This window comes from Salana multivorans, from assembly GCF_003751805.1.
Taxonomy (GTDB): domain Bacteria; phylum Actinomycetota; class Actinomycetes; order Actinomycetales; family Beutenbergiaceae; genus Salana; species Salana multivorans.
On record NZ_RKHQ01000001.1, the window covers coordinates 1,837,064 to 1,862,220 of the forward strand.

Consider the following 25,157-nt stretch of genomic DNA (forward strand, 5'->3'; position numbering starts at 1 on the left):
GAGAGTGGTCAACACCATGTCCGACGTGACACACGACAGCGGCCGGACGGTGGACGTCACCGACGCCGCCGGCACGATCAGGGACTGGGTCTCCTCCCCGGTCTGGGCGACCCCGTGCGAGGACCTCGACCGGTTCCTGGCCCTCGACGGTGAGCCGTGGGGCGAGGGTCGCTGGGTCCTGACGAACGGGCCGGACGTCGGTCCGTTCAAGGAGCGTCTCGCCGCGGCCCACCCGATCGACGAACCGGCCGAGCTCCCCGAGATCGTCGAGGGCGGTCCGGTCGGCTGGGCGGTCGAGGGACGGGCGGTGTCCGGCACCTGGCGCCGGCGTCGGACGGGCTGGGACGGGTACGTCGACTGGTCGGCGTTCTGCTTCACGCCGGAGTACCGGTGCGCCGTCGCCGCGACCGTCGTCGAGGTCGACCAGGCCGAGTGGCGCACGCTCGAGATCGCCACCACGGGCCCGTTCGTCCTCTGGCTCAACGGCGAGGTCGTGCTGCGCGGGAGGACCGTCTCCTACATGGAGCCCGAGGTGCACCGGGTCCGGGTGCGCCTGCCCTCCCGGACGTCGACGATCCACGTCGCGACGTGGCAGGTCGCGTTCCGCGAGTGCCGGCACATCGTGCGGCTGCGCGTGCTCGGTCTGCCGGTGCGCGTGGTCCTGCCGTCGCCGGGGGCCGACGAGACGGCGGCCCGGCTGGCCGGCGCGGTCCTGGAGACCATCGCGTCGCGCTCCTGGGCGGTCGAGGGCACCGAGGGGACGCTCGAGGCGCCGCCGGGCGTCGCGCTGCGCATCCGGGTGAGCGAGGGTCCGTGGCAGCACGTCGTCGCGGACGACGAGGGCCGCGTGCGGTACGGCCTCGGCGAGGCCGAGGAGATGGTCGACGAGGGCGGGGACACCGAGCGGTCGGCCGGCGCCTCGATGCTCACCTCGGGCGAGAGCGTCGTCGAGGTCGGCGTGGACGACCCGCGCTGTCCCCGGACCGTCGCGCTGCGCGTCGCCGTCCTCCCGCCCGGGAGCCGGGAGACGGCCGTCGGTGGCCCGGAGCAGTGGCGGCGCGAGGTGCTGGCCCAGGTCACGGGCGAGCTGGCGGAGGAGGGCATCCCGCGGGAGACCGGCGTGGCCTCCGTGCTCGCGCGGCACGCGCTCGACCCGGCGACCCGGGTCACGGCGGACGACGTCGCCTCGGCGCTCCACCGTGTCGTCACCCGCGGGGACTGCGCGGACTTCGAGGCGGTCGCGCTCGTGACGGCGTGGCGGCTCGTGCCGGCCGCGCAGTGGGACCCGGGCGTGCGCGAGTCCGTCGAGGAGGCGCTCACCGGCCTGAAGTACTGGATCACCCAGCCGGGCCTCGACGCCATGTGCTACTTCACCGAGAACCACCAGCTCGTGTGGCACACCGCCGAGCACCTCGTCGGGAGCGCGTTCCCGGACGTCGCGTTCGCGGTGGACGGGCGCTCCGGCCGCGAGCACGCGGCCGAGGGGCTGGTGCGGGCCGCCCGGTGGATCGAGCGGAAGCTGTCGGGCGGCTTCTCCGAGTTCGACTCGAACGCCTACCTCGCGATCGACAGCTACGCGCTGGTCAGCCTCGTCGAGCTCGGCGAGGACGAGGACCTGCGCGCCGCGGCCACGACGCTGCTCGACAAGATCCTCCTCACGCTGACGGCCAACTCGTGGCGGGGGATCCACGGGGCCGCGCACGGGCGGTCCTACGTCCACACGCTGCGCAGCTCCCGGTACGAGGAGACGTCGCCGATCCTGCGACTCATCGCGGGCGTCGGGACGCTCAACGACGCGGTGCTGCCGGTGACGGCGCTGGCGCTCGCCCGCCGCTACGAGATCCCCGACGTCGTGCGGCGCATCGTCAGCGACCCGCCGCCCGTCTGGTACGGCCGGCAGGTCTACCGGGGCGCGCTCGCGTTCGAGCGCGACCTGCTGGCGCGGCCCTACCGCTCGGACGTGCGCGTCTGGCGGACGCCCGACGTCATGCTCTCCAGCGTCCAGGACTACCGGGCTGGCCTTCCCGGGCTCCAGGAGCACCTCTGGGGGGCGACGCTGGGCCGCGAGGCCCAGGTGTTCGTGACGCACCCGGCCAACGCCGACACCGGGTCGTCGGCCCGGCCGAACGGCTGGGTCGGGCACCGGGTCCTCCCGCGCGTCCACCAGGAGCGCAACGCGCTGATCCACCTGCAGCGGTTCGTCGACTCCGACCCCGCGCGGTACACCCACCTGTGGCTCCCGCTCGCGCAGTTCGACGAGCACCGCGTCGACGGCGACTGGCTGCTGGCGCGTCGCGGCGACGGCTACGTCGCGGTGGCGACGGACGGCGGGCTGGCGCCCGTCACGCGCGGCGACGTCGCCTTCCAGGAGTGGCGCTCGGCCTCGGGCGGAGCCGCCTGGGTCGCGACGGTCGGCAGCCGGGCCGAGGACGGGTCGTTCGACGCGTGGGTCGAGCGCGTCCTCGCCGGCAGGCTGACGTGGGGCGCGGCCGGTGTCGACGGTCCGGCCGTCGTCTGGGAGCGTTCGGGCGAGCCCGACCTCGCGCTCACGTTCGACGGGCCGTTCCTCGTCGGCGGGCGCCCCGCCGGCTTCGTCGATGGACGCCCGGAGCGCGACCCGCACCTGGACAACCCGGCCGTCCGGCTGGAGTTCGGCCAGGACGAGGCGATCGCCGCGTGGGGCGGTGCGACGCTGCGGCTGCCCGTCGGGGCCGCGATCGCCGCGGCGGACCGGGCGGCCGAGCGCGGCGCCGCGCTCGCCGGCGCCGCGGTCGCCGGGGCCGCGCTCGCCGGCGCCGGTGTCGCGCCGGCCGGGGGAGGCCCCGATGGCCGGTGAGGACCTGACCTCGTCCGAGCTCGCGGCCCCGCCGCTGCTCCCGCTCGCGGTCGAGGAGCTCGAGGCCGGCCTCGACGACCTCGAGGCGGCGCTCACCGCCGGCGCCGTCGGGCTCGGTCTCGACCGGTGGTTCTGGGGCGAGGGCGTCTCCCTCCTGGCGCTCGCGCGCCTGGCGCGGCAGCGGGACGGCGGGGACCACCCCGTCGTCGTCGCCCACATCGACCCGCACACCCGCCGCCACCCCGTGCTCGAGCACGTCAACAACCTCGCGCCGGGCGCGGCGCTGGCCGAGCTGCTGCGGACCCGGGAGCACCCGGCGCGGATGGAGCTCCTGGTCGCCGGGCTCGACTGGTACGCCTCGGCGCCCGAGGCGACGCGCGCCCCGAACGGCGCGCTGGAGCACTGGCCGGGCGGCGTGTGGGCCGACACCGTCTACATGGCGGGGGAGTTCCTCCTGCGCGCCGGCGAGGTCCTGCGCCGGGAGGACCTGGTGGCGCAGGCGCGCGACCAGTGGCTCGCCCACGCCGAGGTGCTCCAGGACGACGCCTCCGGGCTGTTCGCGCACGGCACGCACCAGGGCGAGCGCATCCCCTGCCACTGGGGTCGCGCGAACGCGTGGATCGCGCTGGCCGGCGCCGATCTCGTGGCCGCGGGGGCCGATACGACGGGGGAGATCGCCGAGCGGCTCGCGCGGCAGCTCACGGCGCTCGCCTCGCACCAGCCCGAGCACGGCGTCTGGGACGTCCTCGTCGACGGCCAGCCCGAGACGCGGGGCGTCCTGGAGACGTCGGCGGCCGCCGGGATCGGCGCAGCCGCGCTGCGGTTCGCCGCGCTCGACCCGGCTGGCCGCACGGCGATCCGCGCGATGGGCGAGCTGGCGGTGCGCGGGGCCCTGGCCTACGTCGAGGGCGAGCACCTCACCCGGGTGAGCGCCGGCACCGTGCTGCAGCTCATCCCGTTCGGCTACTCCGTCATCCGCGACGACCGGCCCCAGCCGTGGGGTCAGGGGCTCGGTCTCGAGGCGATCGCGGCCTGGCGGGAGACCGCCGACGACCCGGGCGCGGTCACCCGACCGTCGCGCGGCACCCCCGGAGACACGGCACGACACGAGACGACCCGAGAGCAGGAGCTGACATGAGGACGATCGACGCGGCCTCCCCCGCGCACGTCGCGACGCTGGACACCGACGGGCTGCGCGAGGCGTTCCTCGCCGAGGACCTCTTCGTCCCCGGGCGGGTCTCCGCCGCCTACCTGCTGAGCGACCGGATCGCGGTCGTCGGCGCCGTCCCCCTCGACGAGGGCCTCCGGCTGCCGACGTACGACCAGCTCCGCTCGGAGACTTTCCTCCAGCGCCGCGAGGCGGGCGTCCTCAACCTCGGCGGCGCCGGGGCGGTCACCGTCGACGGCGAGCGGTACGAGCTGGCCACCACCGGGAGCCTCTACGTCGGACGGGGGGCGCGGGAGGTCGTGTTCACCTCCGACGACGCCGACGACCCCGCGGCGTTCTACCTGTTCTCCGCCACGGCGCACCTGGACCTCCCGACGACGCTCGTCACGCCCGAGGCCATGAACGTGGTCGAGATCGGGAGCGAGGACGACGCCAACCGCCGCACGCTGCACCAGTGCATCTACGAGGGCGGCACGCGCAGCGCGCAGATCGCGTTCGGCTTCACGACCGTGCACCGCGGCAGCGTCTGGAACACGATGCCGGCGCACACCCACGCCCGGCGCACGGAGTGCTACCTGTACTTCGACCTCGCGCCGCAGGACCGGGTCTTCCACGTCATGGGCGAGCCGTCGCAGACGCGCCACCTCGTCGTGGCCGACCGGACCTTCGTGTTCTCCCCGCCCTGGTCGCTCCACACGGGTGTCGGCACGGGGCCCTACTCCTTCGTCTGGGCGACGGCGGGGGAGAACACCACCTACGACGACATGGACGCCGTTCCCGTCACGCGGATGCGCTGACCGGCCGGTGGACACCGAACGACCGATGAACGCACCGATGAACGCACCGACGAACGCACCGACGAACGCACGTGGAGGACGACATGATTCTTGACCGGTTCCGGCTGGACGGCCGGGTGGCGCTGGTGACGGGCGCGGCGCGCGGGCTCGGCCAGGGCGCCGCGCTGGCGCTCGCGGAGGCGGGCGCGGACGTGGCGCTGCTGGACTACGTCGCCTCGACCGAGACCGGGGAGATGATCGAGGGGCTGGGCCGACGCGCTCACGTCATCGAGTGCGACCTCGTCAACGCCGAGGTGGCGACCCTCGACGCGGCCGTCGCCGAGGTCGTGGCGGAGCTCGGGCGGATCGACGTCCTGGTGAACAACGCCGGGATCATCCGTCGCGCCCCGATCCTCGACCACCCGGTGCAGGACTGGGACGACGTGCTCGCGATCAACCTCGACGCCGTGTTCCACCTCTCCCGCGCCGCCGCCCGCGTCTTCGTCGAGCAGGGCGGCGGGAAGATCATCAACATCGCCTCGATGCTGTCCTTCCAGGGCGGCATCCTCGTGCCGGGGTACACGGCGTCCAAGCACGCCGTCGCCGGTGTGACGAAGGCCCTGGCGAACGAGCTGGCGAGGTTCGGCGTCAACGCGAACGCGATCGCCCCCGGCTACATGGCGACCGACAACACGGCGCAGATCCGCGCCGACGCCGAGCGCGAGGCCTCGATCCTCGCCCGCATCCCCGCGGACCGCTGGGGCACACCGGCCGACCTGCAGGGGGCGTTCGTGTTCCTCGCGTCCTCGGCGTCGGACTACATCAACGGCGCCATCATCCCCGTCGACGGCGGGTGGCTCGTGCGGTAGGCCGGGCGGGCCGGCCCCGCCGCGGGGCCGGCCGGACGGTCAGAGCTGCTCGCCGAGGTCCAGGTCGTCGATCCGGACGGCCTGGCCCGTCGCGAGCGAGGCGTTGCCGGCGATCCCGACGGCGACCGCCCGCAGCCCGTCCCGGTACCCGGCGGCGCGGCCGAGCTGGTCGTCGGACAGCCGCAGGTCGCGCCGGAACACGTCCTTGAGCAGGATCGCGTCGCCGCCGCCGTGCCCGCCGATGCCGGCCGGGATCGGCACCTCGCGGGGCGCGTGCCAGTGCCGCTGGACGAGCAGGCGCTCGCCGTTCGGCCGCAGGCGCGGGTCCTCGCCGCCCGCGCCGCCCGCGCCGTGCGTCCCGCCCGCGCCGGCCGCCTGCGCCGCCCGGTCCACCTGCGCCGACGGGTCGAGCAGCGCGTTGCCGTCGTCGTCGAGCAGCACGGTTCCCCGCTCGACGACGTCGAGCTCCGCGCGACCCTCCGTCCCGTTGACGACGACGCGGTAGCCCTCCCACGGCCCGTTCGCGACGAGCGAGTACGTCATGGTCGCGCCGCGCCGGTAGTCGACGACGAGCGAGAGCGTGTCCTCGATCGTGATGCCCGGCGTGAACACGTCTCGGTCGCGCAGGTAGCCGTCGTGGTGCTCGGCCTGCAGGTACAGGGCGTCCAGGCGCGCGTCCGAGCGCAGGTCCAGCGCGAACGGGTCGCCGCTCACCCCGGTCCCGCGCTCCGGTCGCGGCCCCAGCCCGCGCGCCGCCGCGTTGGCGTCGCCGTAGAACCTCAGGCCGCCGCTGGCGTAGACGCGGGTCGGCACGTCGCCCAGCCACCAGTTGACCAGGTCGAAGTGGTGGCTGGACTTGTGGACGAGCAGCCCGCCGGAGCTGGCCTTCTCCCGGTGCCAGCGGCGGAAGTAGTCGGCGCCGTGCACCGTGTCGAGGACCCACTCGAAGTGCACCGACGTGACGTCGCCGATCTCGCCGCCGGCGACCACCTCGCGCAGCGTCGAGTTCCGCGGCGCGTAGCGGTAGTTGAACGTCATGACGACGTCCCGGCCCGTCGCCGCGACCGACTCCGTGACGGTCCGGCAGCCGGCGGCGGTCGTCGTGAGCGGCTTCTCGACGACCACGTCGGCTCCCGCCGCCTGGGCCCGTGCGATGTACTCGGCGTGCCGGACGTCCGGCGTCGTGACGATGACGACGTCGACCATCTCGTCCGCGATCATCCGCTCGAGGTCCTCGGGCGCGTACGTCGGGAGCCCGGCCGGACCGCTCAGCCCGAGCGCCGCGCCCGCCTCGGCGTCGTGGTAGGCCATCCGGGTCGGGTTGGGGTCGCACCACGCGACGAGCTCGGCGACGTCCGCGTGCTCGCCGGTGATCGCGCCGACGTACATCCCGGCGCGGTGGCCGGTGCCGACGACGGCGTAGCGGCGGCGCGGCCGGTCGGCGGGGACCGGGGCGTAGGCGGGCACGACGGCGGCGTCGCCGAGCGTGCCGCGGCTGGAGTCGGGGCGCGGGGCCGTCGGGTTCTGGTCGGCGCCGTCGTGGGCGGGGGGCGGCGTGGCGGGCATGGTGGCTCCTGATCGGGGGCGGGTCGGGCTGGGCGGGCGGTGGGGTCGAGCGCGGGGTGGGGCGGGTCGGGCGGGCTCAGGTCACGGTGCCGAGCAGCCAGGGCTGGAACTCGTCCTGCCCCAGGTCGAGTTCCTCGGACACGGTCTCCCGCCCGGACGCGACGGCGAGGACGAGGTCGAAGATCTCCCGGCCGACCTCCGCGAGGCTGGCGGTCCCGTCGACGATCCGGCCCGCGTTGAGGTCCATGTCCTCGTGCATCCGCAGGTACATGGCGGTGTTCGTCGCGACCTTGATCGACGGCGACGGCTTGCAGCCGAGGACGGAGCCGCGTCCCGTCGTGAAGACGACGACGGTGGCGCCGCCCGCGACGAGGCCGGTCACGGAGACCGGGTCGTACCCGGGGGTGTCCATGAAGCCGAGTCCCGGGGTGTCGATGGGCTCGGCGTACTGGTACACGGCCGCCAGGTCGGCCGAGCCGGCCTTGGCGACGGCGCCGAGCGACTTCTCCAGGATCGTCGTCAGGCCGCCGGCCTTGTTGCCGGGCGACGGGTTGTTGTCCAGCGTCCCGCCCCCGGCGGCCGCGTACTCGCGCCACCAGGCGATCCGGTCGATCAGCCGCCGGCCGACCTCGGGGCTGACGGCCCGCCGCGTGAGCAGGTGCTCGGCGCCGTAGACCTCGGGGGTCTCGGCGAGCACGGACCGCGCGCCGTAGGCGACGAGCAGGTCGGAGGCGACGCCGAGCGCCGGGTTGGCCGTGATGCCCGAGTACCCGTCCGAGCCGCCGCAGTTGAGGCCCAGCACGAGGTCGCTCACGTCGCAGACCTCGCGGCGCCGGGCGTCCAGCTCGGGCAGCATCGCCTCGATCTCGGCGACGGCGGCCCGCACGGTCGCGCGGATGCCCCCGGTCTCCTGGATGACGAGGCGGCGTACGAGGGTGTCGGCGGGGATGCCGGCCTCGGCGACGAGCGCGTCGACCTGGAGCATCTCGCAGCCCAGCCCGAGCACGAGGACGCCGCCGACGTTGGGGTGGGCGGCGTAGCCGCGCAGCGTTCGCAGCAGCGTCCGGCCGCCCTCGCTCGTCGGCACGAGCCCGCAGCCGGACCCGTGGGTGAGCGCGACGACGCCGTCGACGTGCGGGAACTGCGCCAGCGCCCGGCCGCGGAACTGGTCGGCGACGAACCGCGCGGTGGAGGCCGAGCAGTTGACGGAGGTGACGATCGCGACGTAGTTGCGCGTCCCGACCCGCCCGTCGGCCCGCCGGTAGCCGAGGAACGTCGGGCGCTCGCCCTCGGGGACGGGCAGCTCGCGGTGCTCGGTCGCGTAGGCGTAGTCCGAGGCCGCGTCGGACGCGCCCGGCACGTCCGGCATCCTCGGCATCTCGAGGTTGTGCACGTGGACCTGGCTCCCGGCGGGGACGGGTCGCGTCGTCCGTCCGATCACCTGGCCGTACTTGCGCACCTCGCTGCCGAGCGGCAGGTCGCGCAGCGCGACCTTGTGGCCCCGCGGCACGCGGTCGCGCACGACGACGACGGTCGGGTTGCCGTCGCTCTCGCCGTCGCCGGTCGTGACGCTCTCGCCCGGGACGAGGTCGCGCGTGGCGACGGCGACGTCGTCGTGCGGCGCGAGCAGGATGACGTCGCTCACGGCACGGGCCGGCCGAGCGCTCGCGCGGGCGGGTAGGCGGCGCGCGGCAGGGTCTGGACGAGGTCGACGGCGGTCTCGAGCGCCTCGTCCAGCCCGAGCCGGTGCTCGGCCACCAGTCGGGCGAGGTAGCCCGCGTCGACCCGGCGCGCGAGGTCGTGCCGGGCGGGGATGGAGAAGAAGGCGCGGGTGTCGTCGACGAAGCCGGTGGTGTTCGCGAACCCGGCCGTGTCGGTGACGGCCTCGCGGTAGCGACGCATGGCGTCGGGGGTGTCGAGGAACCACCACGGCGCCCCGAGCCGGACGGCCGGGTAGACGCCGGCCAGCGGGGCCAGCTCGCGGGAGAACGTCGTCTCGTCGATCGTGAAGAGGACGAGCCGCAGGTCGGGGTGCGTCCCGAGCTCCGAGAGCAGGGGCCGCAGACCGTTGACGTAGTCGACGGGCACCGGGATGTCGAAGCCGACGTCGGCGCCGCGGGCCGCGAAGGTTCCCGGGTGGTGGTCGCGCAGGACGCCCGGGTGCAGCTGCATCGTGAGGCCGTCCTCGCTCGACATGCGCGCCATCTCCAGCAGCATGCTCGCGGCGAACGCCAGGCTCTCCTCCTGCGTCGCCTCCCCGCGCCGGCCGGCCAGCAGGATGCGCTCGGCCTCGGCCGGCTCCAGCGGCGTCGTGTCGGCCGTGAGGTGGCCGTGGTCGGTGGCCCGCGCGCCGTTCGCGATGAAGTGCTCGCGCCGCTGCCGCAACGCGTCGAGGTAGTCGCCGTACGTGCCGATGGCGATGCCGGACGCCTCCTCGAGCGCGTCGACCTCGGCCGCGAACCCGGGGCGGCCGGGGTGCACGACGGCGTCCGGGCGGAACGTCGGGACGATCCGCTCGCCCCAGCCGCGCTCCGCCAGGTCGCGGTGGTGGCGCAGGTCGGAGGTCGCGGCGTCGGTCGTCGCGATGATCTCGATGCCGAAGGTGTCCAGGAGCGCCAGCGGGCGGTAGGCGTCCGTCGCCAGGCGCGCGGCGATCTCGTCGTAGAGCACGTCGGCGCTCTCGGCGCTCGGCGGGGCGTCGACCCCGAACCGCTCGGCGAGGACGTCCTCCATCCAGTACCGGGTGGGCGTCCCGCGGAACAGGCGCCAGTGCTCGCAGAAGGTGCGCCAGATCTCGCGCGGGTCCGTCTCGACGTCGGGGGTGCCCGGACGCCCGACCCCGAGCGCGCCGTGCGGGACGCCGGCCGCCACGAGCGCGCGGACCAGGTAGTGGTCGGGGCGCACGAGCAGCTCGGCCGGGTCGGGGAACGGCTCGTTCGCCGCAAGCAGCTCGGCCTCGACGTGCCCGTGCATGGAGATGATCGGCAGGTCACGGACGGAGTCGTAGATCTCCCGGGCCAGTCGGCGTAGCGACGGCTCGGCCGGGAGGGCCCGATCGGGGTGCAGCGTCCAGTGCGTCGTCACGACGCCTCCTTGTCGGTGGGGGACGTGGGGGGTGGTGCGGAGGAGGAGCGGACGACCAGCTCGGGCCGGAAGGACTGCGCGGCCGCCGGGTCGTCACCGGCGTCGTCGCCGTCGATGAGCCGGGCCAGCCGGCGCCAGGCGGCGGCGCCGATCTCCTCGGCCGGGACGCGCACGGTGGTGAGCGGCGGCGCGGCCGCGGCGCCCAGGTCGATGCCGTCGAAGCCGACGACGGACACCTCTCGCGGCACGACGACGCCGTGCTCGCGCAGCCGGGCGAGCAGGCCCATGGCGACGAGGTCGTTGAAGGCGAGGACGGCGGTGGCGTCGGTCGCGAGGACCGCGGTGGCGGCGCGGGCGCCGTCGTCCTGCGTGACGCCGCCGGGCAGGACGGTGAGGTCGAGCCCCCTGGCCCGTGCGACGTCCGCGAGACCGGCGCGGCGCTCGCGGTCGGAGAAGGTGCCGGCGGGGCCGGCGAGGTAGAGCAGGCGCCGGTGGCCGAGGTCCGCGAGGTGGTCGGCGAGCACCGCCATCCCGGCGCGGTAGTCCGGGTGGAGCGACGGCACGATCCCGTCGGGTGCGCGGCGGTTGACGACGACGGCGGGACCGAGGTCCGGCAGGAGGTCGCGCAGCCGGTCGTCGGCGAGGCGGGGCGAGACGAGCACGACGGCGTCGCACCGCCCGCGCGCCCGCAGCGCCTTGTCCGGCTCGGCCGCGACGTCCTCGGCGGTGTCGGCGACGAGCACGTGGTAGCCCTCGACGTCGGCCGCCCGCGCGACCCCGCGCAGGATGCCCTGGAAGAACGGGTTGCCGAGATCGGGCACGACGACCGCGACCGTGTGGGTCCGGCCGAGGACGAGCGAGCGCGCGGTCGGGCTGGCGGTGTAGCCCAGCTCGGCCGCGGCGGCGCGGACCCGCTCGATCAGCTCGGGCGCGACCGTCGGGTGGCCGTTCATGACGCGGGAGACGGTGGCGACGGAGACGCCGACGTGCCGCGCCACCGTCGTGATCGTGGCGCGGGACGCGCGGCCGGCGCGATCGACCGTCATGGTGGCCTCCCGTCCCGTCGTCGGAGTCTCCCGCTCGCTCGCGACGGGTGCGCCACGGCTGCGGGGAAACGTTTTCTCAGTCTAGAGTAGGACGCCGGGGGCCATGTGACAACGTCACCGGCCCGCACGATCCGCGCCGGCGCCGACCGAGCCCCGAGCGCCCGAGCCCAGCGAGCAGGAGCAGCACATGAACGAGGCCGAGCACCGCGACGTCCCCCGGCTGTCCGAGGCGACGCTCGCCGGACTGCCCCCCGCAGCGCGTCCCGTCGCGGACCGTCGCGAGCTGCGCCCGCGGATCGCGCACCTCGGCATCGGGGCGTTCCACCGGGCGCACCAGGCGGTCTACACCGAGGACGCGAACGGGGCGACCGGCGGAGACTGGGGGATCGTCGCCGTGGCGCCGAGCTCGGCGCGGGTCGTCGACGCGCTCCGTGCGCAGGACCACTGCTACACCGTGACGACGAAGGCGCCCGGCGGCCCCTCGGTCCGCGTCGTCGGGTCGATCGTCGGCTCGCGGCACCTGCCGACCGAGCGGGACGCCGTCCTGGACCTCCTGGCCGACGCCGGGACCGCCGTCGTCACGCTGACCGTGACGGAGAAGGCGTACCTGCGCACGCCGGACGGCGGGCTGGACGCGGCCGCCGTCGCCGACGAGCTCGCCTCCGGGGAGCCGGTGAGCGTCGTCGGGGTGCTCGCGCACGCGCTGGCCGCGCGGGCCCGGACCCACGGGACGCCCGTCAGCGTCGTGAGCTGCGACAACATGGCCGGCAACGGTCCGGCCGTGCGCCGCGTCGTCACCGAGTACGTCGAGGCGGCCGGGTGGCAGGACGCTCCGGCCGTGCGCGCGTGGATCGCCGACAGCGTGACGTTCCCCGCCACCATCGTCGACCGGATCGTGCCCGCGACGACGCCCGAGGACCTCGACGCCGTCGAGCGCGAGCTTGGCGTGCGGGACGAGGCCGGCGTCGTCGGCGAGCCCTACCTGCAGTGGGTGATCGAGGACGACTTCGCCGGCCCGCGCCCGCCGTGGGACGCCGCGGGGGCGCTGTTCGTGCCCGACGTTGCGCCGTACCAGCTCACCAAGCTGCGGCTGCTCAACGGGGCGCACTCGCTGCTCGCCTACCTCGGGCTGGCGAGCGGGTGCGAGCTGGTCGCCGAGGCGATGGCGACGCCGTGGGGCGAGGACGTGGTCCTCGGCCTCGCGCGCGAGGTGGCTCCCGTGCTCCCGGCCGGCGGGCCGGACCCCGAGGCGTACGCCCGCGACCTCGTCGAGCGGTTCCGCAACCCCGCGATGCGTCACCGGCTCACCCAGATCGGCTCGGACGGGTCGCTCAAGCTGCCCGAGCGGTGGCTGGGATCGCTGCGGGAGCTGCGTGCGCTGGGGCTGACGTCGCCGACGATCGTGCGCGGGCTCGGGGCGTGGGTCGCCGCGATCCGGCCGCCGGCGGGCGGCGTGGCCGACGGCGGGGGCGGCCAGGCCTGGGGCACGACCGATCCGCGGACCGCGACGCTCGCCGCCGCGTGGGCGTCGGGCGGCGGTGCGGGCGAGCGCGACGGCGGTGCGGGCGACGGCGGGCACGGGCGTGACGGCGAGGGGGCGCGGGACGACCTGCGGAGCGTCGTCGTGGCGGCGCTGCTGGTGCTGGGCGCCGAGGACCTCGCGGCCGACACCGAGGTCGTCGACGGCGTGACCGACGCGCTCCGAGACGTCCTGACGCCGGCCTGACGCCGGCCTGACGCCGTCGAGGGGCGGCGGTCCGCATCGGGGACCAAGGTCCCCGGCGCGGTGGCCCGGGCCCGGGAAGACTCGGTGTGAACCGATTCAATCGACGCGTGGAGCGCGTCGCCCGTCCGAGGAGCCCCCATGTCGCACCGCATGATCTGGAACCAGACGGCCCACTTCGGCGCCGGCTGCATCACCGTCATCCCCGAGGAGCTGGCCCGGCGCGGCTTCGCCAAGGCGCTCGTGGTGACCGACCCCGTCCTCGTCGAGACCGGCGTGGCCGGCCGGGTGACGAGGCTTCTCGACGAGGCCGGGTTCCCGTACGAGGTGTACTCCGACGTCGTGCCGAACCCGACCATCCAGAACGTGCTCGACGGCGTCGCCGCCCTGGCCTCGGCCGGGGCCGACGTGCTGGTCGCCATCGGCGGCGGCTCGCCGCAGGACACCTGCAAGGCGATCGGGATCGTCACGGCCAACCCGACCTTCTCCGACGTCCGCTCGCTCGAGGGCGTGGCGCCGACGACGAAGCCGTCCGTCCCCATCGTCGCCGTGCCCACGACCGCCGGCACGGCGAGCGAGACCACCGTCAACTACGTCATCACCGACGTCGAGCGGCAGCGCAAGTTCGTCTGCGTCGACCCGCACGCGATCCCCGTCCTCGCCGTCGTCGACCCCGAGATGATGTCGAGCGCGCCCCGGTCGCTCATCGTCGCGACCGGTCTCGACGCGCTGACGCACGCCATCGAGGGGTACACGACGCTGGGGGCGTGGGAGTTGTCGGACCTGTTCCACCTCAAGGCGATCCAGGTGATCGCCCAGGCGCTCGCCCCCGCCGCCGATGGCGACGCGGTCGCGGCGGAGCGGATGTCGATGGCGCAGTACGTCGCCGGGATGGGCTACTCCAACGTCGGGCTCGGCCTCGTCCACGCCATGGCGCACCCCCTCGGCGCCGTGTTCGGCGCGCCGCACGGCGTGGCCAACGGCATCCTGCTCGCGCCCGTGATGGCGTTCAACGCCCCCGCGACCGGGGAGAAGTACCGGGACATCGCCGCGGCCTTCGGGGTGGCCGACGCCGCCGAGCTCCCGCTGGAGGAGGTGCGCGAGGCGGCCGTGTCGGCCGTCGCCGCCCTGACGACCGGGCTGGGCAACCCGACCCGGATCAGCGAGATCGGGGCGGGGGAGTCCGACGTCGCGGTGCTGGCGCAGGCGGCCTACGACGACGTCTGCCGCGGCGGCAACCCGCGCGAGGTCACGGTCGAGGAGATCGCCGGGCTGTACCGCTCGCTGCTGTGAGCCGATCCGCCGGTCCGGGCGCCTCGGGCGACCGGACCGGCGGCTGACCGGCGGCTGACCGGCGGGCGCGCTCGGCGCGCACGGCGCACCGGCTCGGCTCAGGGCAGTCGCACGTGCTGCGGCCCGAGCTCGCTCACGGCGTTGACGCCGAGCAGGCGCATCGTCCGGGTGATCTCGGAGCGCAGGATCTCGACGGCGCGCTCGACGCCCCGCTCCCCGCCGGCCATGAGCCCGTACAGGTACGCGCGCCCGACCATCGTCGCGTGCGCGCCGAGTGCGATCGCCGCGACGATGTCGGCGCCCGACATGATGCCGGTGTCCATCCAGACCTCGGTCTCGTCCCCGACCGCGGCGCGGGCGTCCGGGACGAGGCGCAGCGGGACGGGCGCGCGGTCGAGCTGGCGTCCGCCGTGGTTGGAGATCACGATCGCGTCCGCACCCGCGGCGGAGACGCGGCGGGCGTCCTCCAGCGTCTGGATGCCCTTGATGACGAGCGGCCCGTCCCAGTTCGCTCGGACCCACTCGAGGTCGGCCATCGTCATCGACGGGTCGAACAGCGTGTCCAGCAGCTCGGCGATGGTGCCGTCCCAGGAGTCCAGCGAGGCGAACGAGTAGGTGGGCGTCGTGAGCAGGTCGATCCACCAGTTGGGGTGGGTCGCGCCGTCGAGGAACGTCTTGACCGAGAGCTGGGGCGGGAACGAGAAGCCGTTGCGCGCGTCGCGCAGCCGGGCGCCGGCGACGGGCACGTCGACGGTGAGGACGAGCGCCTCGTAGCCGGCCGCACGCGCGCGGGCCATGAGGTCCTCGGCCCGCGAGCGGTCCTTCCAGACGTAGAGCTGGAACCACCGGCGCGCCCCGGGGCCGGCGGCGGCGACGTCCTCGATCGACGTCGTGCCCATGGTCGAGAGCGCGTACGGGATGCCGGCGCGCTCGGCGACGCGGACGACGGCGCTCTCGCCCTCCGTCTGCATCATCCGGGTGAAGCCGGTCGGCGCGAACGAGAACGGGAGCGCGGCCGGCCGGCCGAGCATCGGCGTGGTCGTGTCGACGACGGAGACGTCGTGCAGGATCGACGGGCGCAGCTCGAGGTTCGCGAACGTGCGTCGCGCGCGACGCAGCGAGATCTCCGACTCCGCCGCCCCGTCGGTGTAGTCGAACACCGAGCGGGGTGTGCGGCGCGCGGCGAGGGTCCGCAGGTCAGCGATCGTCAGCGCCCGGGACAGGCGGCGCTTCGTCCCGTCCGGCTCGAACGGCCGCAGCCGCAGGAGCGGGGCGAGGTCCGCGGGACGCGGGAGCTGACGCCGGACGCGTGGGGTTGCTGACACGGGGACCTCGTTCTCGGGCGGGCTGGCGGCGGGGGTGGTCGGGGTGGTGCTCGGTCGTCCTCCGATGTCGGGGTGGATCCGATCGCGATTCACGATCCGATCCACCCCGACATCGGAGGGATTGCGGTGGGGCGGTCAGCGGGTGAGCCAGCCGCCGTCGACGGGGATGGTGGTGCCGTCGACGTAGTCGCTCGCGGCGGTGGCGAGGAAGACGGCGACGCCCTGGAGGTCCGTGGGTCGGCCCCAGCGGCCGGCCGGGATGCGGCCGAGGATCTCGGCGCTGCGCTCGGGGTTGGCGCGCAGCTGGGCGGTGTTGTCGGTCGCGAAGTAGCCCGGGGCGATCGCGTTGACGTTGATCCCCAGGGGAGCCCACTCCGACGCCAGCGCCCGGGTGAGTCCGGCGACGCCGGACTTGGAGGCCGTGTAGGACGGGACGATCTTGCCGCCCTGGTAGGACAGCATCGAGGCGATGTTGATGATCTTCCCGATCGAGCGCTCCCGCCCGCCGCCGCTCTCGCCGGCGGCGCGCACGGCGTCCAGGCCACCGGCCTGGTCGATCATGACGCGGGCCGCGGCCTGGGACAGGTAGAAGACCTTGGAGAGGTTGAGGTCGATGACCTCGTCCCAGTTCGCCCTGGTGAAGTCGATCGCGGGCTCGCGCCGGATGATGCCCGCGTTGTTGACGACGATGTCCAGCCGCCCCGCCTCGCCCGCGACCTGGGTGACCAGGTCCTGGACCTGCTCGGGGGTCGCGGCGAGGAGGTCGGCCTGAACCGACCAGGCGCGCCGGCCCAGCGCCTCGACGGCCTCGACGGCCTCGGGGGAGCCGGACCGGTCGAGGATCACGACGTCGGCGCCGGCCTGCGCGAGCGCGGTGGAGAACCCGAGGCCGAGGCCCCGGCCGCCGCCCGTGACGAGGGCGACCTTCCCGTCGAGAGTGAATGCGTCCAGGATCATGGCGGGGCCCCTCAGCGCAGGTCGCCCGGCGTGATGCCGGTGACGTCGGTGTAGTCGATGTTCTCGCCGGCCATCGCCCAGACGAACGTGTAGGCGCCGGTGCCCGAGGCGGTGTGGATCGACCAGGGCGGGGAGACGACGGCGTCGCGGTCGTGCAGGAGCAGGTGGCGGGTGTTGCCGGGCTCGCCCATGAGGTGGACCAGGACCTCGTCGCCGAGGCCGTCGTAGAGGTAGACCTCCGTGCGACGCGGGTGCACGTGCGGGGGCATGGTGTTCCACACGCTGCCCGGAGCCAGGGTCGTGATCCCGAGGACGAGCTGGTTCGACGCGATCCCGTCGGCGTGGATGTACTTGCGGATGGTCCGCTCGTTGGAGGTCACCAGCTCGCCGAGGTGCAGCGCCTCGACCTCGTCCCGGCCCGCCTTGGCCGCCGTGAGCCGCGCGTGTGCCGGTGCCGAGACCAGGTAGACCGCGCCCGCGCCGGACAGCGTGACGTCGCGGGTGCCGAGCGGGAGGTAGACGACGTCGTGGGCGCCGAGGGCGAACGTCTCGTCGTCGGCCGTGACCGTCACCTCCCCGGCGAGACCGACCAGGCCGAGCTCCCGGCGCTCGAGCAGGTACTCCGCCTTGATGATCTCCGGCGCCTCGAGCGTGACGGGCGAGCCGTCCTCGACCAGGACGCCACCGACGAGCAGCCGGTCGTCGTGCGCGTACCCCCACGTCACCTCGCCCGGGGTGAACAGCCCCGACAGCACGAACCGCTCCCGCAGCTCCTGCGTGCCCAGCCGGGCGACGTCGTCGGGGTGGGTGCTCCACAGGCGGGTGACAGACATGGTCGGGTCCTCTCTCGGTACTGGGTCGGCCGGGCTCACGATGCCGATCGACGTCAACTCTCCCAGGCTTCCGCGTCTCCGGCGGCGTCGGCTGGCCCGGTGTCGTCGCGGGCAACGGTCGGAGGGCGGGGCCCGGGGAAGTCTTCTCTGGTATTGAATCCATTCAACGCGCGGAAGTCAACCCTGCCGCGAACCGGTGGTGGCGGGTGCGCCGGGGGGCCGAGGTGGCGCCGGGCTCCGGGCTCGGGGTCGCCGCGGCACCGGTCGGGCGTCGGGCTCGGGGTCGTCGCTCCGACACCTCCGCTGCGCCGACCCGCCGCCGCGCCGCGCGGTGGGCGCCGTCATCGGGCGCCGCGCGGGTCCCGCGGCGTGCCGGTGGGGCCTCGCGGGGGTCGCGTCCGGTCCGTGCGCGCTCGGCCGGCGGTCCCTGCTGGCACAGTTGGGGTGTGGAGAAGGACGCCGCCTCGCCCGTCGAGAGCATCGACCGCGCCCTCGTCGTGCTGTCCCAGCTCGCCGCGGCGGGGACCGACGGCCTGAGCCTCGGACAGCTCGCCGATCGCCTCGGCGTCCACAAGACCACCGTCCACCGCGCCCTCGCCGCGCTCCGGTTCCGCGACTTCGTCGCCCAGGACCCCGGCTCCGGCCTCTACCGGCTCGGTGCGGCGGCGGTGACGCTCGGCGACGCGTACTACGCGGGCGACAACCTCGCGGCCTCGCTCCACCCGGCCCTCGTCGCGCTGTCCCGGGAGGTCGACGAGCTCGTCCACCTCGGGACGCTCGCCGGAGCGCAGATCGTCTACCTCGACAAGGTCGAGCCGGATCGACCCGTCCGGGTGTGGTCGGCGGTCGGGCGCCGGATGCCCGCCGCGACGACCGCGCTCGGCCGAGCCATGCTCATGGACCGCGGGCTGTCGGCGGAGGCGCTCGCGCCGTATCTCGCGGCCGACGGCTCGGGCGGCCTCTCCGGGGACCGGCTCGCCGACGTCCTCGCGACGGCCCGCGCGCGCGGCTTCGCCTCGGAGTGCGAGGAGAACGAGCCGGGCATCGCCTGCGTCGCCCTGCCGCTCGAGCGCGCGGGGGCCGCGGTCGCCGCGGTCAGCGTCACGGCGCCGCGCGAGCGGATGTCGGACGAGCGGATGGCCGAGGTCGCGGACGACTTCCGCCGCGTCCTGCCCGGTCTTCTCCCGCCGGGCCTCGTGGTCCGCGGGGGCGTCTGACCGGGCGGGTCTCTTGCGGCGCGTCGCGCGCGCCGTCCCGGGGTGCTGGGGCGTCCGCTCTCCGCGGATCGAAGCCTCCGGCCGCGCTCAGCCCGCGCGCCAGCGGCGCGCCGACCAGCCCGGACGCACCGCCCGTGCGGGTGGGGCGCGCACCGATCCGCGGGGAGCGGACGCCCCGGCCTCGCCCGCGGAGAGCCGAGTCACAGGGGCTGGTCGAAACCGGGCGGCTCTGGCAGACTGATGTGCATTGAGCGCAACGAGCGTTGCGCTCAGCGGAACAAGGATCGAGCCCGCGACCGACGACGCTCGCCGGCGGGCGCACACCGAAGGAGCCAGCGATGGACGTTCTCTCCCAGCTCGAGCAGGCCACGCTCGTCCCCGTCGTCGTCATCGACGACGCGGCCGACGCCGACGGCCTCGCCCAGGCCCTCGTGACCGGCGGCCTGCCCGTCGCCGAGGTGACCTTCCGCACCGCGGCGGCGCCCGAGGCGATCCGGGTGATGGCCGAGCGCGGCGACGTCGTCATCGGCGCCGGCACGGTCCTCACCCCCGACCAGGTCGACCAGGCCGTCGCCGCCGGCGCGCGCTACGTCGTCTCGCCCGGGCTCTCCCGCGCGGTGGTCGAGCGCGCGCAGGAGCACGGCATCCTCGCCCTCCCCGGCTGCGTCACCGCGACGGAGATCCAGGCGGCGCTCGAGCTCGGCCTCAGCACGGTCAAGTTCTTCCCGGCCGGCACCTCCGGCGGCGCCCCGGCGATCAAGGCGCTCTCCGCCCCGTTCGGCGGCGTCTCGTTCGTCCCGACGGGTGGGGTCAGCGCCGCCAACCTCGCCGACTACCTCGCGATCCCGGCGGTCAAGGCCGTCGGCGGGTCGTGGATGGTCCCGCAGAAGATGGTCGCCGCCCACGAGTTCGACGCGATCACGGCGCTGACGGCCGAGGCCGTCGCCCTCGCCGCCTCCCTGCGCCCGCGCGCCTGACGACACACCGGCACACCCCGACACCCCGACGAAGAGGACCCACCATGAGCACGCTCCCCCCCGAGGTCGCCGCCCTCGACCTCAAGCCCGCCGCCGACTGCCGCTACGACGTCGTCTCCCTCGGCGAGGTCATGCTCCGCCTCGACCCGGGCGAGGGGCGCATCCGGACCGCCCGCAGCTTCCGCGCCTGGGAGGGCGGCGGCGAGTACAACGTCGCCCGCGGCCTGCGCCGGGCGTTCGGCCTGCGCGGCGCCATCGTGACGGCGCTGGCGGACAACGAGGTCGGCCGCCTCGTCGAGGACCTCATCCTCACGGGCGGGCTCGACACCGAGTTCGTCCAGTGGCGCGCGTACGACGGCATCGGCCGCACCGTCCGCAACGGCCTCAACTTCACCGAGCGCGGCTTCGGCGTGCGCGGTGCCGTCGGCGTCTCCGACCGCGGCCACACGGCGGCGTCGCAGCTCGGGCCGGACGACGTCGACTGGGACCGGCTGTTCGGCGAGTACGGCGTCCGCTGGCTCCACACGGGCGGGATCTACGCCGCGCTGTCGGAGACGTCGGCCGAGACGGTGCTCGCCGCCGTGACGAAGGCCAAGGAGTACGGGACGGTCGTCTCCTACGACCTCAACTACCGCCCGTCGCTGTGGAAGTCCATCGGCGGCATCGACAAGGCGCGCGAGGTCAACCGCGCGATCGCGCCGCACATCGACGTCATGATCGGCAACGAGGAGGACTTCACGGCCTCCCTCGGCTTCGAGATCGAGGGCACCGACATCCACGGCGGCGAGGAGCTGGAGGTGGACAAGTTCGCGGCGATGATCCGGACCGCCGCTGCGGAGTTCCCGAACTTCAAGGTCATCGGCACGACGATGCGGGGCGTCAGGACCGCGACGATCAACGACTGGGGCGCCATCGCCTGGTCCCCGGCGACCGGCGTGCTCGAGTCCATCCACCGACCGAACCTCGAGATCATGGATCGCGTCGGCGGCGGCGACTCGTTCGCCTCGGGCCTCGTCTACGGGCTGCTCGACGGTCAGCCGCTCCAGGTCGCGCTCGACTACGGGGCGGCCCACGGCGCGCTCGCGATGACGACGCCCGGCGACACCACCATGGTGACCAAGGCCGAGGTGCTCAAGCTGGCCGGCGGCGGCTCGGCCCGCGTCGACCGCTGAGCCGCGCCGACGCCGACGCCCCGCCGGCCCGCATCGTGGGCCGGCGGCGGCGTCGCCCCGGCCGGAGCGTCGGACGCTGGCCCTAGGGTGACAGCGTGCGTCTCCTCCTCACCGGCTCGAACGGCTTCCTCGGCACGCGGATCGCGCAGGACGCGGTCGCCCGCGGCTGGGAGGTGCTCGGCCTCGGCCGCGCGGCCCGGCCGAACCCGGCGAGCCCGGTCGCCGGCTACCTGTCGCACGACCTCGCCTACCCGCTGACCGAGCCGGTCGCCGACGGCGCGATCGAGCGCTCGATCGCCGCCCGCCTGAGCGGGCCGGTCGACGCCGTCGTCCATGCCGCCGCGCTCGCGAGCCCGTTCGCGCCGCCCGAGGACTACATCGCCGCGAACGTCCGCGGGACCGAGCACGTCGCCGCGTGGGCCGAGCGGTACGGGCGACGCGAGCACGGCGAGCCGCTGCCGCTGGTCTACGTCTCGAGCTCCTCGGTCGTCTACCGCGACGCCGACCAGCTCGACCTCACCGAGGACGCCCCGACGCCGCCCCTGCGCGAGCAGGTCAACGACTACTCCCGCACGAAGCTCCTCGGCGAACGGGTCGCCCAGCGCTACCGGGGCCGCTCCGTCGTCCTGCGTCCCCGCGCCATCATCGGGGCCGGCGACACCGTCCTCATGCCGCGCATCCTCCGGCTCGCGGAGCGCGGCGTCCTGCCCGTGCTGGAGCCGCGCTCGGGGCCGCGCGTCGTCGTCGACCTGAGCGACGTCGGGACGGTGGCGCACTACGTGACGCAGGCGCTCGCGCGCGAGGCGACGGGCACCTACCACCTGACGAACGCGGAGCCGGTCGAGCTGTACCCCTTCGCGCTCGACCTGCTCGACCGCCTCGGCGTCCGCGCCAGGACCGTGCGCGTCGACCCGCGGCTGCTGCGCGCCGTCGCGGGCGCGAGCGAGCGGTTCTCGGCCCGGTTCCTCGGCTACCGCGAGCCCCCGATCACCCGGTTCGGCGTCTCCGTCCTGTCCCGCTCGAAGACGTTCGACGTCACCCGCGCGCTCACCGACCTCGGAGCTCCGGCCGTGTCGCTCGCGCGGTCGGTCGAGGAGATCGTGGCCGAGCACCGGGCGGGTCCGGCGTGAGGTCGCCCGGCGCGACACGGTGGTGGGCGACCGCGACCGTGCTGCTCGGGGCGCTGTCCGTCGCCCGCCTCGCGCTCGCGCGGCGCGCCGTCGCCGAGGAGCGCGAGCTGGCCGGGACGCCCGCGTCGTTCGCGGCGGACGAGGTCGACGTCCTCGTGCCGATCCGCTCCGGTGACGAGCTGCTGGCCCGACGACTGGCCGCGTCCGTCGCGACGCTGCCGTCCGCGCGGGTCCACCTGCTCGTCGACGACGACGACCGTGATGGCTGCCGCGTCGCCGCGGCGATCGCGGCGGGCGGGGCTGACGCGGACGACGACCTCGCCGCGGCCCCCGCCGCCGAGCCCCGCGTCGCCGCCGACGTCCGGGTCGAGGTGTTCGGCCCGCCAGCTCCGGGGCGCAACCCGAAGGTCGACAAGCTCGCGGCGGCCGTCGCGCGGATCGAGGCGGCCGGCGGGACGCGAGCGGTCCTCGTCCAGCTCGACGACGACACGGCCCTCCCGCCCGGCGGCCTCCCGGGCCTGCTGCGCGGCCTCGACCGCGGCGGGCTGGCGACGGCCATCCCGGTCTACCTGGAGCAGGGCACGGCGTGGTCGCGGCTCGTCGCTGGGTTCGTCAACGGCTCCGCGCTCACGACGTACCTCCCGCTCGCGCGGCTCGGCCCGCCGGTGAGCGTCAACGGCATGGCCCTCGCCATGCGCGCGCGCGACCTCGCGGCGGTCGGCGGGTACGACGCGATCGCGGGCGCGACCTGTGACGACTACGCGCTCGCCCGCGCGTTCCGGCGCGCCGGCCTGGGGATCGTCCAGACCGCGCAGCCGGTGCTCCTGGCGACGACGGTCGCCGGGCCGGGGGAGTACGCCCGGCTGATGCGCCGGTGGCTGCTGTTCGCGCAGGAGGTGGTCCGGCGGGACGCGTCGATCCGTCTCGTCGCGCTCGCCGGCCTCCCGGCGGCGCTGCCCCTCGCCGCCGTCGTGCTGGCGGGGCTGAGCCCGCGGCCCTGCCGGGCGCTCGCGGTCGCGGGCGGCGTCGTCGTCGCCTCCCAGGCCGGGACGTGGTGGCTGCGCCGCGACCTGTGGCGGACGACGCTGCGCGCTCCGGGTGCGCCGGGCGACGGCGGCCCGAGCCCGCGGGGCCTCGCGGCCGAGGTGGTCGCGGCGCTGCTGACGCCGGTGCACCTGCTCGGGACGCTGGGCTCGCGCACCGTCACGTGGCGCGGTCGGCGGGTGCGCGTGGGGGTCGGGGAGTGACCGGCGAGCGGGAGCTGCGCGACTGGCTGGCGGCGCACCGCGACGCGCCCGGGGTCGTCGAGGCCGAGGAGGTCGCGCAGGCGCGGGCGGCGTGGCTGACGGGGCAGAGCTCGTTCGAGCACTCGCGGCTGTCGCCGGCGCAGGAGACCGTGCTCGCGGCGCTGGCGGTCGAGGGATGGCGGCCCGTGCCCGTCGGCTTCCCGTGGACCGAGCGCGCGGCGCGGCCGGACTACGTCGCGACGCCGCTGCGGGTCGCGGCACCGCGCAACTACGCGCAGGGTGCGCTCGCGCTCGAGGGGCCGGGCACGTGGTTCGCGGCCGCGGTCGCGCACCACCTCCAGCCGCTGCTCGACCGCACCCGCGACCGGCTGCTCCTGCTCTGCGGGAGCGCCGGCTGGCCGATGCTCGTCGCGGCCCTGCCGCGCCTGCGCCCGACGCCGGGCCTGCGCGTCGACATCGTCGCGATCGGTGGCGTCGGCGCCCTGCCGCCGCTGCCGCAGGGGTGGCGGACCCACGTGCTCCGGGGCGAGCGCGACTGGTTCGCCGCGGTCTCGGGCCCGGTGCCGGTCGACCGCGTCGTGCCGGGCGACCACCTGTCCGCCGCGACCCACCCGGCCACGGTGGCGGCCGTGCTCGACCTCGTCGCTGCGCCAGCGTGGGCCGAGCGGTGAGGGTGCTGCTCGCCGCGCCGCCGTTCGCGGGTCACCTGCACCCGGTGCTCGAGCTCGCGGTCGGGCTGCGACGGCGCGGGCACGACGTCGTCGTCACGACCGGCGCCGGCCGGGCCGACCTCGTCCGGGGGGTCGGGCTCGACGTCGAGCCGCTGTTCCCCGACGATCCGGAGGCCTTCGAGCGCGTCGCCAACCCCGGCGTGCGGGTGGGTTCCCACCCCGTCCGGCTCACGCGGCAGCTCCGCGCCAACCTCGCGCTCCTGCCGCGGGCGCGGGCCGAGCTCGACGCGATCACCGAGCGCGTGCGGCCCGACGTCGTCGTCGCCGACTTCACCGCGCCGGTCGCGGGATACGCTGCGCTGGACCGGGGCATCCCGTGGGTGACGGTGTGCCCGTCGCCGTGCGCGATCGAGACCCGGACCGGGACGCCGTCCTACCTCGGCGGGTGGCGGCCGCCGCGGACGGCGCTCGGCCGGGCGCGCGACGCCGTCGGCCGGCGCGCCGTGCGCCTGGGGAAGCTCGGGATGCAGCGCGCGCTGGCGCGGGACTTCGAGCAGGCCGGTGCCCGGGTCTACCGCGAGGACGGCTCGGAGTACGCCTACTCCCCGCACGCGATCCTCGGCCTCGGCATGAGCGAGGTCGAGCTGCCGCGGGACTGGCCGGCCGCGTTCCGGATGGTGGGACCGCTCACGGCGTCGCCGGTGCGGGTGCCGCCGGTCGAGCTGCCGTCGCTCCCGCCGGGGCGCTCGCGGGTGCTCGTGACGCTCGGGACGCACCTGGACTGGGCGAAGCGCGACCTGCTCGCGCGGGTGCGCGCGCTGCGGGACCGGGTGGCGGGGCTGGACGTCGTCGTCGGGCTGGGCGATGCGGCCGGCGGCCGCGGGCTCACGGTCGTCGAGCCGGGTCTCGCGGTGGTCGGGTACGTCGACTACGACGACGTGCTGCCCCGGTGCGACGCCGTCGTCCACCACGGCGGGACCGGCATCGCCTACGCGGCGATCCGGGCGGGCGTGCCGGCCCTCGTCGTCCCGCACGACTTCGACCAGCCGGACAACGCCGTCCGGCTCGCCGTCGCGGGCGCGGGAGCGCTGACCCGGGCGCCGCTCGGCTCGGCGCGCGCCGCTCGTCGGCTGCGCGAGGTGCTGGCGATGGACCGGACGCGCCTCGCGGGGCTGACCCGGGCGCTCGCCGGCTACGACCCGGTGGGAGCGACCGAGCGGGTCCTCCTCGACCTCGCGCGGTCGCGGCCCGCGCCTCGCTGAGGCAG

Annotated in this window: 20 protein-coding genes; 13 read left to right on the forward strand and 7 right to left on the reverse strand. The window is 75.4% G+C overall.

The window, feature by feature from the left end; genetic code table 11:
* The first annotated feature begins 25 nt into the window (after window positions 1-25).
* From EDD28_RS17315 to kduD, 4 genes are all read left to right on the forward strand, one after another.
* Entirely contained in the window at window positions 26-2,836 is a 2,811-nt protein-coding gene (locus EDD28_RS17315) for a hypothetical protein (RefSeq protein WP_170169395.1), read from the forward strand.
* On the forward strand, window positions 2,826-3,974 hold the full coding sequence (locus EDD28_RS07940) for a glycoside hydrolase family 88 protein (protein ID WP_170169396.1): 1,149 nt from the start codon (window positions 2,826-2,828) through the stop codon (window positions 3,972-3,974). Before EDD28_RS17315 ends, EDD28_RS07940 begins: the two co-directional genes overlap by 11 nt.
* Window positions 3,971-4,801: a 5-dehydro-4-deoxy-D-glucuronate isomerase gene (gene kduI, locus EDD28_RS07945; protein ID WP_123739113.1), complete on the forward strand. Its 831-nt coding sequence runs from the start codon at window positions 3,971-3,973 to the stop codon at window positions 4,799-4,801. Before EDD28_RS07940 ends, kduI (EDD28_RS07945) begins: the two co-directional genes overlap by 4 nt.
* 83 nt (window positions 4,802-4,884) lie before the next feature.
* Window positions 4,885-5,649 (forward strand): 2-dehydro-3-deoxy-D-gluconate 5-dehydrogenase KduD, encoded by a 765-nt coding sequence (gene kduD / locus EDD28_RS07950; protein WP_123740006.1) that lies wholly within the window; start codon window positions 4,885-4,887, stop codon window positions 5,647-5,649.
* 39 nt (window positions 5,650-5,688) lie between these two features.
* Here the strand turns inward: kduD and EDD28_RS07955 are convergent, their stop codons facing one another.
* The 4 genes from EDD28_RS07955 to EDD28_RS07970 all read right to left on the reverse strand — a co-directional run bounded on the left by EDD28_RS07955 (window position 5,689) and on the right by EDD28_RS07970 (window position 11,345).
* The gene (locus tag EDD28_RS07955; protein WP_123739114.1) at window positions 5,689-7,215 is read right to left on the reverse strand and encodes a Gfo/Idh/MocA family protein; all 1,527 of its coding nucleotides are present in this window, start codon (window positions 7,213-7,215) and stop codon (window positions 5,689-5,691) included.
* Window positions 7,216-7,291: 76 nt separating this feature from the next.
* Window positions 7,292-8,860, reverse strand: coding sequence for a UxaA family hydrolase (locus tag EDD28_RS07960; protein ID WP_123739115.1), 1,569 nt, complete (start codon window positions 8,858-8,860; stop codon window positions 7,292-7,294).
* Window positions 8,857-10,299 carry a glucuronate isomerase gene (gene uxaC / locus EDD28_RS07965; RefSeq protein ID WP_123739116.1) on the reverse strand — a complete coding sequence of 481 codons (1,443 nt, stop codon included), beginning with the start codon at window positions 10,297-10,299 and terminating at the stop codon, window positions 8,857-8,859. The genes EDD28_RS07960 and uxaC overlap by 4 nt, the downstream gene beginning before the upstream one ends.
* Window positions 10,296-11,345: a LacI family DNA-binding transcriptional regulator gene (locus EDD28_RS07970; RefSeq protein WP_123739117.1), complete on the reverse strand. Its 1,050-nt coding sequence runs from the start codon at window positions 11,343-11,345 to the stop codon at window positions 10,296-10,298. The genes uxaC and EDD28_RS07970 overlap by 4 nt, the downstream gene beginning before the upstream one ends.
* 187 nt (window positions 11,346-11,532) lie before the next feature.
* Here EDD28_RS07970 and EDD28_RS07975 point away from each other — a divergent pair, with 187 nt between their 5' ends.
* Window positions 11,533-13,071, forward strand: a complete 1,539-nt coding sequence (locus EDD28_RS07975) for a mannitol dehydrogenase family protein (RefSeq protein WP_123739118.1) — start codon at window positions 11,533-11,535, stop codon at window positions 13,069-13,071.
* A gap of 138 nt (window positions 13,072-13,209) precedes the next feature.
* Entirely contained in the window at window positions 13,210-14,361 is a 1,152-nt protein-coding gene (fucO, locus tag EDD28_RS07980; RefSeq protein WP_123739119.1) for a lactaldehyde reductase, read from the forward strand.
* Window positions 14,362-14,459: 98 nt separating this feature from the next.
* On the opposite strand, the gene EDD28_RS07985 is transcribed toward fucO, so the two are convergent.
* The 3 genes from EDD28_RS07985 to kduI (EDD28_RS07995) form a co-directional block, all read right to left on the reverse strand.
* The gene (locus tag EDD28_RS07985; RefSeq protein WP_123740007.1) at window positions 14,460-15,686 is read right to left on the reverse strand and encodes an alpha-hydroxy acid oxidase; all 1,227 of its coding nucleotides are present in this window, start codon (window positions 15,684-15,686) and stop codon (window positions 14,460-14,462) included.
* Between the two features lie 135 nt (window positions 15,687-15,821).
* Complete coding sequence (locus EDD28_RS07990) at window positions 15,822-16,643, reverse strand: SDR family oxidoreductase (RefSeq protein WP_123739120.1); 822 nt, start codon at window positions 16,641-16,643, stop codon at window positions 15,822-15,824.
* 11 nt (window positions 16,644-16,654) lie between these two features.
* Complete coding sequence (kduI, locus tag EDD28_RS07995) at window positions 16,655-17,476, reverse strand: 5-dehydro-4-deoxy-D-glucuronate isomerase (protein WP_123739121.1); 822 nt, start codon at window positions 17,474-17,476, stop codon at window positions 16,655-16,657.
* A gap of 446 nt (window positions 17,477-17,922) precedes the next feature.
* Here kduI (EDD28_RS07995) and EDD28_RS08000 point away from each other — a divergent pair, with 446 nt between their 5' ends.
* The 7 genes from EDD28_RS08000 to EDD28_RS08025 all read left to right on the forward strand — a co-directional run bounded on the left by EDD28_RS08000 (window position 17,923) and on the right by EDD28_RS08025 (window position 25,152).
* Window positions 17,923-18,693 (forward strand): IclR family transcriptional regulator, encoded by a 771-nt coding sequence (locus EDD28_RS08000; protein WP_123739122.1) that lies wholly within the window; start codon window positions 17,923-17,925, stop codon window positions 18,691-18,693.
* 338 nt (window positions 18,694-19,031) lie between these two features.
* On the forward strand, window positions 19,032-19,670 hold the full coding sequence (gene eda, locus EDD28_RS08005) for a bifunctional 4-hydroxy-2-oxoglutarate aldolase/2-dehydro-3-deoxy-phosphogluconate aldolase (RefSeq protein ID WP_123739123.1): 639 nt from the start codon (window positions 19,032-19,034) through the stop codon (window positions 19,668-19,670).
* A gap of 44 nt (window positions 19,671-19,714) precedes the next feature.
* On the forward strand, window positions 19,715-20,842 hold the full coding sequence (locus EDD28_RS08010; protein WP_123739124.1) for a sugar kinase: 1,128 nt from the start codon (window positions 19,715-19,717) through the stop codon (window positions 20,840-20,842).
* Between the two features lie 95 nt (window positions 20,843-20,937).
* Entirely contained in the window at window positions 20,938-21,972 is a 1,035-nt protein-coding gene (locus tag EDD28_RS08015; RefSeq protein WP_123739125.1) for an NAD-dependent epimerase/dehydratase family protein, read from the forward strand.
* Entirely contained in the window at window positions 21,969-23,219 is a 1,251-nt protein-coding gene (locus EDD28_RS08020; RefSeq protein ID WP_123739126.1) for a glycosyltransferase, read from the forward strand. Before EDD28_RS08015 ends, EDD28_RS08020 begins: the two co-directional genes overlap by 4 nt.
* Complete coding sequence (locus EDD28_RS17320; protein WP_170169397.1) at window positions 23,216-23,890, forward strand: hypothetical protein; 675 nt, start codon at window positions 23,216-23,218, stop codon at window positions 23,888-23,890. Before EDD28_RS08020 ends, EDD28_RS17320 begins: the two co-directional genes overlap by 4 nt.
* Window positions 23,887-25,152: a glycosyltransferase gene (locus EDD28_RS08025; RefSeq protein ID WP_170169398.1), complete on the forward strand. Its 1,266-nt coding sequence runs from the start codon at window positions 23,887-23,889 to the stop codon at window positions 25,150-25,152. Before EDD28_RS17320 ends, EDD28_RS08025 begins: the two co-directional genes overlap by 4 nt.
* Window positions 25,153-25,157: the final 5 nt, after the last annotated feature.

Bases quoted from the DNA above. Each gene is read 5' to 3' on its own strand.
- EDD28_RS07970 (WP_123739117.1), bottom strand. From the start codon at position 11,345: ATGACGGTCGATCGCGCCGGCCGCGCGTCCCGCGCCACGATCACGACG.
- EDD28_RS07940 (WP_170169396.1), top strand. From the start codon at position 2,826: ATGGCCGGTGAGGACCTGACCTCGTCCGAGCTCGCGGCCCCGCCGCTG.
- kduD (WP_123740006.1), top strand. From the start codon at position 4,885: ATGATTCTTGACCGGTTCCGGCTGGACGGCCGGGTGGCGCTGGTGACG.
- EDD28_RS07975 (WP_123739118.1), top strand. From the start codon at position 11,533: ATGAACGAGGCCGAGCACCGCGACGTCCCCCGGCTGTCCGAGGCGACG.
- fucO (WP_123739119.1), top strand. From the start codon at position 13,210: ATGTCGCACCGCATGATCTGGAACCAGACGGCCCACTTCGGCGCCGGC.
- EDD28_RS07955 (WP_123739114.1), bottom strand. From the start codon at position 7,215: ATGCCCGCCACGCCGCCCCCCGCCCACGACGGCGCCGACCAGAACCCG.
- kduI (WP_123739121.1), bottom strand. From the start codon at position 17,476: ATGTCTGTCACCCGCCTGTGGAGCACCCACCCCGACGACGTCGCCCGG.
- kduI (WP_123739113.1), top strand. From the start codon at position 3,971: ATGAGGACGATCGACGCGGCCTCCCCCGCGCACGTCGCGACGCTGGAC.
- EDD28_RS07990 (WP_123739120.1), bottom strand. From the start codon at position 16,643: ATGATCCTGGACGCATTCACTCTCGACGGGAAGGTCGCCCTCGTCACG.
- eda (WP_123739123.1), top strand. From the start codon at position 19,032: ATGGACGTTCTCTCCCAGCTCGAGCAGGCCACGCTCGTCCCCGTCGTC.
- EDD28_RS08010 (WP_123739124.1), top strand. From the start codon at position 19,715: ATGAGCACGCTCCCCCCCGAGGTCGCCGCCCTCGACCTCAAGCCCGCC.